Source organism: Calidifontimicrobium sp. SYSU G02091, assembly GCF_022631395.1.
Lineage (GTDB): Bacteria > Pseudomonadota > Gammaproteobacteria > Burkholderiales > Burkholderiaceae_C > Calidifontimicrobium > Calidifontimicrobium sediminis.
Window position 1 is genome coordinate 1 of the sequence record NZ_JALBGB010000029.1, and the last position, 12,362, is coordinate 12,362.

11 protein-coding genes and 3 tRNA genes are annotated in these 12,362 nt (G+C 71.6%); all 14 read left to right on the plus strand.

Going from position 1 to position 12,362, the window contains the following annotated elements; translation table 11 throughout:
- Nucleotides 1–297 precede the first annotated feature (297 nt).
- The 14 genes from truA (at nt 298) to MOJ79_RS15260 (ending at nt 12,069) form a co-directional block, all read left to right on the plus strand.
- Entirely contained in the window at nt 298–1,086 is a 789-nt protein-coding gene (truA, locus tag MOJ79_RS15195) for a tRNA pseudouridine(38-40) synthase TruA (protein ID WP_241924917.1), read from the plus strand.
- Nucleotides 1,043–1,759, plus strand: a complete 717-nt coding sequence (locus MOJ79_RS15200; protein WP_241924918.1) for a phosphoribosylanthranilate isomerase — start codon at nt 1,043–1,045, stop codon at nt 1,757–1,759. Before truA ends, MOJ79_RS15200 begins: the two co-directional genes overlap by 44 nt.
- Complete coding sequence (gene trpB, locus MOJ79_RS15205; RefSeq protein WP_241924919.1) at nt 1,753–2,991, plus strand: tryptophan synthase subunit beta; 1,239 nt, start codon at nt 1,753–1,755, stop codon at nt 2,989–2,991. The genes MOJ79_RS15200 and trpB overlap by 7 nt, the downstream gene beginning before the upstream one ends.
- A gap of 76 nt (nt 2,992–3,067) precedes the next feature.
- The gene (gene trpA, locus MOJ79_RS15210) at nt 3,068–3,871 is read left to right on the plus strand and encodes a tryptophan synthase subunit alpha (RefSeq protein ID WP_241924920.1); all 804 of its coding nucleotides are present in this window, start codon (nt 3,068–3,070) and stop codon (nt 3,869–3,871) included.
- A 13-nt stretch (nt 3,872–3,884) separates the two neighbouring features.
- Nucleotides 3,885–4,757, plus strand: a complete 873-nt coding sequence (gene accD, locus MOJ79_RS15215; RefSeq protein WP_119286774.1) for an acetyl-CoA carboxylase, carboxyltransferase subunit beta — start codon at nt 3,885–3,887, stop codon at nt 4,755–4,757.
- A 74-nt stretch (nt 4,758–4,831) separates the two neighbouring features.
- The gene (gene folC / locus MOJ79_RS15220) at nt 4,832–6,136 is read left to right on the plus strand and encodes a bifunctional tetrahydrofolate synthase/dihydrofolate synthase (protein ID WP_241924921.1); all 1,305 of its coding nucleotides are present in this window, start codon (nt 4,832–4,834) and stop codon (nt 6,134–6,136) included.
- A gap of 73 nt (nt 6,137–6,209) precedes the next feature.
- Nucleotides 6,210–6,986, plus strand: a complete 777-nt coding sequence (locus MOJ79_RS15225; protein WP_241924922.1) for an SPOR domain-containing protein — start codon at nt 6,210–6,212, stop codon at nt 6,984–6,986.
- Entirely contained in the window at nt 6,986–7,495 is a 510-nt protein-coding gene (locus MOJ79_RS15230) for a CvpA family protein (RefSeq protein ID WP_241924923.1), read from the plus strand. The genes MOJ79_RS15225 and MOJ79_RS15230 overlap by 1 nt, the downstream gene beginning before the upstream one ends.
- 32 nt (nt 7,496–7,527) lie before the next feature.
- A complete protein-coding gene (gene purF, locus MOJ79_RS15235; protein WP_241924924.1) occupies nt 7,528–9,057 on the plus strand; it encodes an amidophosphoribosyltransferase in 1,530 nt (509 codons plus the stop codon).
- Entirely contained in the window at nt 9,054–10,283 is a 1,230-nt protein-coding gene (locus tag MOJ79_RS15240; RefSeq protein ID WP_241924925.1) for an O-succinylhomoserine sulfhydrylase, read from the plus strand. The genes purF and MOJ79_RS15240 overlap by 4 nt, the downstream gene beginning before the upstream one ends.
- Nucleotides 10,280–11,713 carry a glutamate--tRNA ligase gene (gene gltX, locus MOJ79_RS15245; protein ID WP_241924926.1) on the plus strand — a complete coding sequence of 478 codons (1,434 nt, stop codon included), beginning with the start codon at nt 10,280–10,282 and terminating at the stop codon, nt 11,711–11,713. Before MOJ79_RS15240 ends, gltX begins: the two co-directional genes overlap by 4 nt.
- A gap of 38 nt (nt 11,714–11,751) precedes the next feature.
- A tRNA-Ala gene (locus MOJ79_RS15250) sits at nt 11,752–11,827 on the plus strand.
- Between the two features lie 44 nt (nt 11,828–11,871).
- A tRNA-Glu gene (locus MOJ79_RS15255) sits at nt 11,872–11,947 on the plus strand.
- Between the two features lie 45 nt (nt 11,948–11,992).
- Nucleotides 11,993–12,069: transfer RNA gene (locus tag MOJ79_RS15260), tRNA-Asp, on the plus strand.
- Nucleotides 12,070–12,362: the final 293 nt, after the last annotated feature.

Below are 12,362 nucleotides of genomic sequence, written 5' to 3' on the forward strand. Positions count from 1 at the left end.
CTGCCTGCGCAGGGCTTCGCGCCTGGCGAACGCCCGGGCGCATGCAAGCGCCCGGGCCGGGGCCAGCCAGGACCAGAAGCTCTGCCTGCGCAGGGCTTCGCGCCTGGCGAACGCCCGGGCGCATGCAAGCGCCCGGGCCGGGGCCAGCCAGGACCAGAAGCTCTGCCTGCGCAGGGCTTCGCGCCTGGCGAACGCCCGGGCGCATGCAAGCGCCCGGGCCGGGGCCTGGCAGGACCGCAAGCCCTGCCTGCGCAGGGCTTTGCGCTTGACGATGGCGGCGCGACGGGGAGGCCGAGCATGACGCAGCGCCTCGCGCTCGGCATCTCGTACCGCGGCAGCGCCTACCACGGCTGGCAGAGCCAGCCCGACGGCTGCACCGTGCAGGACCATTTGGAACAGGCGCTGTCGGCGTTCGCCGACGCGCCCGTCACCACCGTGTGCGCCGGGCGCACCGATGCCGGTGTGCATGCGCTGAACCAGGTCGTCCACGTCGACGCGCCGGTCGAGCGCGAGCCGTTCTCGTGGGTGCGTGGCACCAACCGCTTCCTGCCGCCCGACATCGCGGTGCAGTGGTGCCAGCCGGTCGGCGCCGACTTCCACGCGCGCAACAGCGCGCGTGGCCGCCGTTACGCCTACCTCGTGCTCGAGTCGCCGGTGCGCCCGGCGCTCGAGGCGGGGCTCGCCGGCTGGGTGTTCCGCCCGCTCGACGGCGACGCGATGCGCGCTGCCGCGGCGCTGCTCGTCGGCACGCACGACTTCAGCGCGTTCCGTGCCGCAGCGTGCCAGGCGGCGAGCCCGGTCAAGGAGTTGCGCGCGATCACGATCACCCGCCGCGGCGCCTACTGGCGCTTCGACTTCGACGCCAGCGCGTTCCTGCACCACATGGTGCGCAACATCATGGGCTGCCTCATCGCGGTCGGGCAGGGGCGGCACCCGCCGGCGTGGATCGGCGACGTGCTCGCATCGCGCCGGCGCGAGGTCGCCGCGCCGACCTTCGCGCCCGACGGGCTGTACTTCGTCGGCCCGTACTACGATGCGCGGCATGGACTGCCCGCCGCCGTGCCCGCGTTCGACTGGATCCCCTGAAGCGGCGGCAGCGCCGCGCCGCACCCGCATCAAGATCTGCGGCCTGACGCGCGAGGCCGACGTCGATGCCGCCGTCGACGCCGGTGCCGACGCCGTCGGCTTCGTGTTCTACCCGAAGAGCCCGCGCGCGGTCGACGCCGCGCGCGCCGGGGCCTTGGCGCGCCGGCTGCCCCCGTTCGTGACGCCGGTGCTGCTGTTCGTCAACGCGAGTGCGGGCGAGATCGCCGCGGCGCTGGCCGCCGTGCCGCACGCGCTGCTGCAGTTCCACGGCGACGAGACGCGCACCGACTGCGAGGCGCCCGCGCGGCCGTACCTGCGCGCGGCACGCATGGCGCCGGGGTTCGATTTGCTAGACTTCGCGGCCCGTTTCCCGAGCGCCAGCGGCCTGCTGCTCGACGCCCACGTCGACGGCTACGGCGGCGGCGGAAAGGTGTTCGATTGGTCCTCGATTCCCCCCGGCGTGCCCTGTCCGGTCGTTTTGTCTGGTGGGTTGAATCCTGCCAACGTGACCGATGGCGTGCTGCGCGTGCGGCCCTGGGCCGTTGACGTGAGCTCCGGCGTCGAGAGCGGCAAGGGCATCAAGGATGCCGCGCTGATGCGCCGGTTCTGCCAGGCGGTGCGCGAGGCCGACGAACGCCTCGCCGCCGCGACCCGAGCACACCCGACATGTTGAGTTACGACCAGCCCGACGCGCGCGGGCACTTCGGCCCCTACGGCGGCACCTTCGTCGCCGAGACGCTGATCCACGCGCTCGCCGAGCTGAAGGCCGCCTACGCGAAGTACCGCGCCGACCCCGAGTTCGTCGCCGAGTTCAAGAGCGAGCTGAAGCACTTCGTCGGCCGCCCGAGCCCCGTCTACCATGCCGCGCGCCTGAGCCGCGAGCTCGGCGGCGCGCAGATCTACCTCAAGCGCGAGGACCTCAACCACACCGGCGCGCACAAGGTCAACAACACGATCGGCCAGGCGCTGCTCGCCCGGCGCATGGGCAAGCCGCGCGTGATCGCCGAGACCGGCGCCGGCCAGCACGGCGTCGCCACCGCCACCGTCTGCGCGCGCTACGGCATGGAGTGCGTCGTCTACATGGGCGCCGAGGACGTCAAGCGCCAGAGCCCCAACGTCTACCGCATGCACCTGCTCGGCGCGAAGGTCGTGCCGGTGGAATCGGGCTCGAAGACGCTGAAGGACGCGCTCAACGAGGCGCTGCGCGACTGGGTCACGAACGTCGAGAACACCTTCTACATCATCGGCACCGTCGCCGGCCCGCACCCGTACCCGATGATGGTGCGCGACTTCCAGCGCGTCATCGGCGACGAGTGCCTCGAGCAGATGCCCGAACTGATCGGCCGCCAGCCGGATGCCGTGATCGCCTGCGTCGGCGGCGGCAGCAATGCGATGGGCATCTTCTATCCGTACATCCCGCACGAAGGCGTGCGGCTGATCGGCGTCGAGGCGGCGGGGCAGGGGCTGGCCACCGGCAAGCACGCGGCGAGCCTGTCGGCCGGCACGCCGGGCGTGCTGCACGGCAACCGCACCTACCTGCTGCAGGACGCCAATGGCCAGATCACCGAGACGCACAGCATCAGCGCCGGCCTCGACTACCCCGGCGTCGGCCCCGAGCACGCGTACCTGAAGGACATCGGCCGCGCCGAGTACGTCGGCGTCACCGACGCCGAGGCGCTCGCCGCCTTTCACCGGCTGTGCCGCACCGAGGGCATCATCCCGGCGCTCGAGTCGAGCCACGCCGTCGCCTACGCGATGCAGCTCGCGCCGCAGATGCGCACCGACCAGGCGCTGCTCGTGAACCTGTCGGGGCGCGGCGACAAGGACATCGGCACCGTCGCCGACCTGTCCGGCGCCGAGTTCTACTGCCGGCCGTCGTGCCGCGGCCAGGCGGTCAAGCAATGAAGCCCCCAAGCTCACTTCGTTCGCTGCCCCCCGAGGGGGCGCGCGGCCTCCTTGGGGCGGCCCGGCGGAGGCCGCGATGAGTCATCGCATCGCCGCCACGTTCGAGCGCCTCAAGGCGCAGCGCCGCAAGGCGCTGATCCCGTTCGTCACCGCCGGCGACCCGTACCCCGATGCGACCGTCGACGTGCTGCACGCGCTCGCCGACGCCGGTGCCGACGTGATCGAGCTCGGCGTGCCGTTTTCCGACCCGATGGCCGACGGCCCGGTGATCCAGAAGGCGGCCGAGCGCGCGCTCGCGCACGGCATCGGCATGAGCCAGGTCCTCGGCTACGTGCGCGCGTTCCGCGAGCGCGACCAGGTCACGCCCCTCGTGCTGATGGGCTACGCCAACCCGATCGAGCGCTACGGCATCGACCGCTTCGTCGCCGACGCGAAGGCAGCCGGCGTCGACGGCGTGCTCGTCGTCGACTACCCGCCCGAGGAGGCGCAGGCCTTCGCCGCGACGCTCAAGGCGCACGGGCTCGACCCGATCTTCCTGCTCGCGCCGACGTCGACCGACGAGCGCATCGCCGAGGTCGGCCGCATCGCCAGCGGCTACGTGTACTACGTGTCGCTCAAGGGCGTGACCGGCGCCGGCCACCTCGACACCGAATCGGTGGCGGCGATGCTGCCGCGTATCCGCGCGCACGTGAGCGTGCCGGTGGGGGTGGGCTTCGGCATCCGCGATGCACAATCGGCGCGCGCCGTCGGCGCCGTCGCCGACGCGGTCGTCATCGGCTCGCGTCTGGTGCAGATCCTCGAAGCCGCGCCGCGCGAGCGGGTCGCCGACGCTGCGCGCGGCTTCGTCGCCGAGATCCGCGCGGCGCTCGACTCACTGTGAAAGGACGTCCCGCATGAGCTGGCTCGAGAAACTGTTGCCGCCGAAGATCCAGCCCACCGACCCGGCCGAGCGCCGCTCGGTGCCCGAGGGGCTGTGGATCAAGTGCCCGTCGTGCGAGTCGGTGCTCTACAAGACGGACCTCGAGCGCAACCTCAACGTCTGTCCGAAGTGCAACCACCACCACCGCATCGGCGCGCGCGCGCGGCTCGACGCTTTCCTCGACGCCGAGGGGCGTTACGAGATCGGCCAGGAGGTGCTGCCGGTCGACGCGCTGAAGTTCAAGGACAGCAAGAAGTACCCGGACCGGCTGAAGGACGCGCTCGAGGCCACCGGCGAGACCGACGCCCTCGTCGTGATGGGCGGCGCGGTGATGAGCGTGCCGCTGGTGGCGGCGTGCTTCGAGTTCGACTTCATGGGCGGCTCGATGGGCTCGGTCGTCGGCGAGCGCTTCGTGCGCGGCGTCAACACCGCGATCGAACAGAAGGTGCCGTTCGTCTGCTTCACCGCCACCGGCGGCGCGCGCATGCAGGAGGGCCTGCTGAGTCTCATGCAGATGGCCAAGACCAACGCCGCGCTGACGCGGCTCGCGAAGGCGAAGCTGCCGTACATCGCGGTGCTGACCGACCCGACGATGGGCGGCGTGTCGGCGAGCTTCGCGTTCGTCGGCGATGTCGTGATCGCGGAGCCGAAGGCGCTGATCGGCTTCGCCGGCCCGCGCGTCATCGAGAACACGGTGCGCGAGAAGCTGCCCGAGGGCTTCCAGCGCAGCGAGTTCCTGCTCGAGAAGGGCGCGCTCGACATGATCGTCGACCGCCGCCAGCTGCGCCCGACGGTCGCACGGCTGCTCGCGCTGCTGCAGCGGCAAAGCGCCGACGCGGTCGCCTAACCGAAGGCTTCGCGGGGATCCCGGCGGGCCGGCGTTGCCGGCCCTTTCCTTGGGCCGCCGGCTGACGCCGGCGGATGCGCGACGTGACGACACCGACCACGCTGGACCAGTGGCTGGCGCACTGCGAGCGCCTGCACCCGAAGACGATCGACATGACGCTCGACCGCGTGCTCGCGGTGCGCGAGCGGCTGGGCCTGCGTTTCCGCGCCCCGGTGGTCACGGTGGCGGGCACCAATGGCAAGGGCTCGTCGTGCGCGATGCTCGAGTCGATCGCGCTGGCCGCTGGCTACCGCGTGGGCCTGTACGTCAAGCCGCACCTGGTGCACTTCGAGGAGCGCTGCCGCGTGGGCGGTGCGCCGGTGGCCGCCGACGCGCTCGTGCCGCACTTCGAAGCCGTCGAGGCCGCGCGCGACGGCGTGCCGCTGACGTACTTCGAGTTCACGACGCTGGCGATCCTGCGCCTGCTCGCCGCGCAGCCGCTGGACCTCGTGATCCTCGAGGTCGGCCTCGGCGGCCGGCTCGACGCCGTGAACGCGATCGACGCCGACTGCGCGCTGATCACCAGCATCGACCTCGACCACATGGAATACCTCGGCCCCGATCGCGAGAGCATCGGCCGCGAGAAGGCGCACGTGATGCGCACCGGACGGCCGGCCATCGTCAGCGATCCGCTGCCGCCGCAAAGCGTCGTCGACCATGCGCGCGAGATCGATGCCGACCTGTGGCTCGTCGGACGCGACTTCGCGCACGCGGCCGACCGCCAGCAGTGGTCGTGGCGCGGGCGCTCGATGCGCTACAACGCGCTCGCCTACCCGGCGCTGCGCGGCGCGAACCAGCTGATCAACGCCGCTGGCGTGCTCGCCGTGCTGGAGGCGCTGCGGCCGGCGCTGCCGGTCACGGCGCAGGCAGTGCGGCAGGGGCTGGCCACCGTCGAGCTGTCCGGGCGCTTCCAGATCGTGCCGGGGCAGCCGGTGCTGGTGCTCGACGTCGCACACAACCCGCAGTCGGTCGCGGCGCTGGTGGTCAACCTCGACCAGATGGGCTTCTACCCGCGCACGCACGCCGTGTTCGGCGCGATGCGCGACAAGGACCTGCCGGGGCTGCTCGCCCGCGTCGCACCCCTGATCGATGCCTGGCACGTCACCGACCTGCCGACGCCGCGTGCCGCGACGGCCACCGAACTCGGCGCGGCCGTGCGCGCCGCCAGCGCCGGCCGCGACGTGCCCGTCGCGATGCATGCGAGCCCGGCGCAGGCGCTTGGCGCCGCGGTCGCCGCGGCAGACCCCGCTGATAGAATTTTGGTGTTCGGATCGTTCTACACCGTGGGCGGCGTGCTGCAGCAAGGCTTGCCGCGTCTGGGCGCCAAGCACCTTGGCTGACGCCGCGGGGCACCCCGGCCAGGGCGGCCGTCCGAGCGCGTCGTCGCCCGTCCGTCGTCTACCGGCCGCCTGCATGGCTCTGTTCCCGTTTCGCAAGCGCCACGACGCCGCCGAGGCGTCCGCCAACCCTGCCGAGCTGGTGCAGCGCGCGCGGGCGCGTGCGCGCCAGCGCCTGATCGGCGCCGTCGTGCTGCTGGGCATCGGCATCATCGGCTTTCCGCTGCTGTTCGAGACGCAGCCGCGTCCGATTCCGGTCGACGTCAAGATCGACATTCCCCGCAAGGACGCGGTGCCGCCGCTGGCGATGCCGCCGGCCGCCACGGGCGGCACGCGGGCGTCGGGGCAGGTGGCGCCCGCAGCGCCCGAGGCGGCCCCGACCGCGGCGGCGCCCGCTGCGCCGCCGGCCGAGCGCCCGGCCGCATCGGCGGCCGTCGCCGAGTCCGCTGCGTCGGTGCCGACGCCCGTCGCCTCGACGCCGTCGAGCGCCGATGCGCAGCGCGCTCGCTCGCCGTCCGAGCCGCGGCCGGTGGCCGCCGCACCGGCCGCGGCGGCGAACCCCGCGGCACCGCCCGCACCCGCGCCTGCGGCCACCGCTGCCGCCGCGGCGAAGCCGGCGGCCGAGGCGCGCTACGTCGTGCAGGTCGGTGCCTTCGCCGACCGGGCCACCGCGCAGAAGACGCGCGAGCGCGTCGAGCAGCTCGGACTGAAGACCTACACGCAGGTCGTCGAGACCGCCGGTGGCCCGCGCACGCGGGTGCGCGTCGGCCCGCTCGCCACACGCGACGAGGCCGACAAGGCGGCGGCGAAGCTCAAGGCGGCGGGCCTGCCCGCCGCCGTGCTGACGCTGTGATGGCCGCCACGCTCGCTTCGATCGGCTGGGTCGACTGGGCGCTGCTCGCCGTCGTGCTGCTGTCCGTCGCGGTCGGACTCTGGCGGGGTCTCGTGTTCGAGGTGCTGTCGCTGCTCGGCTGGGTCGCGGCCTACGTCGCCGCGCAGGCGTTCACGCCGCAGGTCGCACCCCACGTGCCGGTCGGTGTCGCGGGATCGGGCGTCAACCACGCGGCGGCGTTCGTCGTCGTCTTCGTCGCCGCGCTCGTCGTGTGGGCGCTGGCGGCGCAGCTCGTGCGGCTGCTGATCCATGCGACGCCGCTGAGTGTGGCCGACCGCACGCTCGGTGGCGGCTTCGGGCTGCTGCGCGGCCTGCTGGTGCTGCTCGCGCTGGCCACCGTCGTGACGCTGACGCCGGCGCGCGAGGCCCCCGACTGGCGCGACTCGGTCGGCGCGCAGTGGCTCACGGCCGTGCTGCGCGGTCTCAAGCCGGTGCTGCCCGGCGAAGTCGCAGGACACCTGCGCGTTTGAGGCGCGCCGATCATCGCAACGAGGAATCGACCATGTGCGGCATCGTCGGCGTCATCTCGCGCTCGCCCGTCAACCAGCTGATCTACGACGCGCTGCTGCTGCTGCAGCACCGCGGCCAGGACGCCGCCGGCATCGTCACGATGCAGGGCACGAAGTGCTTCATGCACAAGGCGCGCGGCATGGTGCGTGACGTGTTCCGCACGCGCAACATGCGCGCGCTGCCGGGCACCGTGGGTCTCGGCCAGGTGCGCTACCCGACCGCCGGCAACGCCTACAGCGAGGAAGAGGCGCAGCCGTTCTACGTCAACGCGCCGTTCGGCATCGTGCTCGTGCACAACGGCAACCTGACCAACGCCGCGGCGCTCAAGCGCGAGCTGTTCGCCGTCGACCGCCGCCACATCAACACCGAGAGCGACACCGAGGTGCTGATCAACGTCGTCGCGCACGAGCTCGGGCGCGCGGCGGGCGACCGGCCGCTGACGCCCGACATCGTGTTCGATGCGGTGGCGGCGGTGCACCGCCGCGTCAAGGGCTCGTATGCGGTCGTCGCACTGATCGCCGGCCACGGGCTGCTCGCGTTCCGCGACCCGTTCGGCATCCGCCCGCTCGCGTTCGGCGAGGGCGAGACGCCCGACGGGCGCGAGGTGATGGTGGCCAGCGAGTCGGTCGCGATCGAGGGCACCGGCCACCGCTTCGTGCGCGACGTCGCGCCCGGCGAGGCGATCTTCGTCGACCTCGAGGGCCGCGTGCACGCGCGCCAGTGCGCCGAGCGTCCGCAGCTGTACCCGTGCCTGTTCGAGTTCGTCTACCTCGCGCGGCCCGACTCGGTGCTCGACGGCATCTCGGTCTACCACGCGCGGCTGAACATGGGCGAGACGCTCGCGCAGCGCGTGATCTCGACGATGCCGCCGAGCGCGATCGACGTCGTGATCCCGATCCCCGAGAGCAGCCGCCCGAGCGCGATGCAGCTGGCGCAGAAGATCGGCAAGCCGTACCGCGAAGGCTTCGTGAAGAACCGCTACGTCGGGCGCACCTTCATCATGCCGGGGCAGGCGGTGCGCAAGAAGAGCGTGCGCCAGAAGCTCAACGCGATCGGCATGGAGTTCCGCGGCCGCAACGTGCTGCTCGTCGACGACTCGATCGTGCGCGGCACGACGAGCCGCGAAATCGTGCAGATGGCGCGCGAGGCCGGCGCGAAGAAGGTCTACCTCGCCTCGGCCGCGCCGCCGGTGCGCTACCCGAACGTCTACGGCATCGACATGCCCACCGCCGAGGAGCTGATTGCGCACGGACGCAGCGTCGAGGAGATCCGCCAGTTCATCGGCGCCGATGCGCTGATCTACCAGGACCTCGAGCCGATGCAGCGCGTCGTGCGTGCGCTCAACCCCAGGCTCGACGGCTTCGAGGCCTCGTGCTTCGACGGCCACTACATCACCGGCGACGTCTCGGCCGACGACTTCGCCGCGATGCGCGAGCAGCGCCTCGCGCAGGGCGACGACGACGACCCGCCCGGGCGAACGCGGCTCGCGCTGCAGAACAACGGCGTGGAGTCGGGCGCATGACGAAGCCGGGTATTCCGCGCGTCGACCTGCCGCCCGACGTCCACCGCGACACGCTCGCGGTGCGCGAGGGCCTGCCGCGCACGCCGTGGGGCGAGAACAGCGAGGCGCTGTTCCTCACCAGCTCGTTCGTGCACCCCGATGCCGCCACCGCGGCGGCGCGCTTCGCGAACGAGGAGGAGGCCTTCGTCTACAGCCGCTTCGGCAACCCGACGGTGGCGATGATGGAGCGGCGCCTCGCGGCGCTCGAAGGCACCGAGGCGTGCATCGGTACCGCCAGCGGCATGGCGGCGATCCTGCTGCTCGTGATGGGGCTGCTGAAGGCCGGCGACCACGTCGTCTGCTCGCAAAGCGTGTTCGGCTCGACGATCCGGCTGCTGCAGGACTTCGGCAAGTTCGGCGTCGAGACGACGTTCGTCTCGCAGACCGACGTGGCCGCCTGGCGTGCGGCGATGCGGCCGAACACGAAGCTGCTGTTCGCCGAGACGCCGAGCAACCCGCTGACCGAGGTGTGCGACATCGCCGCGCTGGCCGAGATCGCGCACGCGCACGGCGCGCTGCTCGCGGTCGACAACTGCTTCTGCTCGCCGGCGCTGCAGCGCCCGCACGAGTTCGGCGCCGACCTGATCGTGCACAGCGGCACCAAGTACCTCGACGGGCAGGGCCGCGTCGTCGCCGGCGCGGTGTGCGCGAGCGAGGCGGTCGTGCGCGACAGGTTCGTGCCGGTGATGCGCAGCGCCGGCATGAGCCTCAGCCCGTTCAACGCGTGGGTCGTGCTCAAGGGCCTCGAGACGCTTGCGATCCGCATGCACGCGCAAAGCGCGCGCGCGCTCGAGCTCGCTAAGTGGCTGCAGCAGCAGCCGCAGGTCGAGCGCGTCTACCACCCGGGGCTGCCGTCGCACCCGCAGCACGCGCTCGCGATGGTGCAGCAAGGCGGCGTCGGCGGGCCGGTGCTGTCGTTCGTCGTGCGCGGCGACGACGCAGCCAGCGCGCGCCGCCACGCGTTCGCCGTCATCGACGCGACGCGCATCTGCTCGATCACCGCCAACCTCGGCGACACGAAGACGACGATCACGCACCCGGCGAGCACCTCGCACGGACGGCTGACCGAGGCGCAGCGACAGGCTGCCGGCATCGGGCAGGGCATGATCCGCGTGGCCGTCGGGCTCGAAGACGTCGACGACCTGAAGGCCGACCTCGCCCGCGGCCTGGCCACGATTCCGACATGACGACCACCCGCAACCCGTCGGTGCGCACCCGCTTCGCACCGAGCCCGACCGGCTTCATCCACCTCGGCAACATCCGCTCGGCGCTGTACCCGTGGGCGTTCGCGCGCGCCAACGGCGGCACCTTCATCCTGCGCATCGAGGACACCGACGTCGAGCGCTCGACACAGCAGGCCGTCGACGTCATCCTCGAAGGCATGCGCTGGCTCGGCCTCGACCCCGACGAGGGGCCCTACTACCAGATGCAGCGCATGGACCGCTACCGCGAGGTCGTCGCGCAGCTGCTCGCCAGCGGCCACGCGTACCGCTGCTACATGACGCCCGAGGAGCTCGACGCGCTGCGCGAGCGCCAGATGGCGGCCAAGCTCAAGCCGCGCTACGACGGCACGTGGCGCCCCGAGCCCGGCAAGACGCTGCCGCCGGTGCCGCCGGGCGTGCGTCCGGTGATCCGCTTCAAGACGCCGCAGGGCGGCGTCGTCTCATGGGACGACAAGGTCAAGGGCCGCGTGACGTTCCACAACGACGAGCTCGACGACCTCGTGATCGCCCGCCCCGCGCCCGAGGGCAGCGCGCCCGACGCGATCGGAGCGCCGACCTACAACTTCTGCGTCGTCGTCGACGACATCGACATGCGCATCACGCACGTGATCCGCGGCGACGACCACGTCAACAACACGCCGCGGCAGATCCACATCTTCCGCGCGCTCGGCCACGAGCCGCCGGTGTATGCGCATCTGCCCACCGTGCTCAACGAGCAGGGCGAGAAGATGAGCAAGCGCCACGGCGCCAAGCCGGTGACGCACTACCGCGACGAGGGCTACCTCGCCGACGCCGTCGTCAACTACCTCGCGCGGCTGGGCTGGAGCCACGGCGACGACGAGATCTTCACGCGCGAGCAGCTCGTCGCTTGGTTCGACCTCGACCACCTCGGCAAGAGCGCCGGCCAGTTCGACGAGGCCAAGCTGCGCTGGGTCAACGCGCAGCACATCAAGATGATGGCCGACGACGCGCTCGCGCCGCTGGTGGCGCAGCAGCTCGCGCGGCTGGGCTTCAGCAATCTGGCGCCACTCGACCTGCCGCGCGCGATCGGACTGTTCAAGGACCGCTGCGCGACGACGGTCGAGATCGCCGAGTGGCTCGGCATGTACTTCGCGCACCCGACGCCACCGGCCGACGAACTGGCGAAGCACCTGACCGACGCCGTGCGTCCGGCGCTGCGGGCGCTGCGCGACCGGCTGGCCGACGCCGAGTGGACGGCGCCGGGCATCGGCGACGCGATCAAGGCCACGCTCAGCGAGTTCAAGCTCAAGATGCCGCAAGTCGCGATCCCGCTGCGCCTGCTGGTGTGCGGCCGCGCGCAGACACCGTCGATCGATGCGGTGCTCGCGTTGTTCCGGCGCGAAGAGGTGCTCGCACGTTTGCAGCACGTCTGAAGTTCTGCCTATAATGCGCGTCTTGCTTGAACAGCGCCGGGGGTATAGCTCAGCTGGGAGAGCGCTTGCATGGCATGCAAGAGGTCAGCGGTTCGATCCCGCTTACCTCCACCAAAGCTAGGCTCGGGGTGGCGCGCAGTTCAGGCAGTGAAGGACAAGTCCCCTTCGTCTAGAGGCCTAGGACACGACCCTTTCACGGTTGTAACAGGGGTTCGAATCCCCTAGGGGACGCCAAGTTCGCCGGCACTTGCAGGGCAACCTGGAACGCCGGCACCGCGCGGAGCGGTAGTTCAGTTGGTTAGAATACCGGCCTGTCACGCCGGGGGTCGCGGGTTCGAGCCCCGTCCGCTCCGCCAAAGTCAAGGTAAGCCGTTGCAAGTCTCTGATTTGCAACGGCTTTTTCGTTTCTCTGCTACCCATACCGTGATGCGTCGGTGCTACCCCGAAGGCCCTTCGGTGTAGCAATTCGGGTAGCAGGGGGCCGCGCTCCACCGCACCACCCCCGCACGCCGAAGGCGCTGCGCCGCAGGGTCGTTGTCGACCCCTTTGGCAGCGCACACCTTCATGGCACACGACCTTCGACACTCCCGCCCCGGCGAGCAACCGCCGCTCGCTCCATCACCACAGGACGAGCCGCTCACAGCGCCCA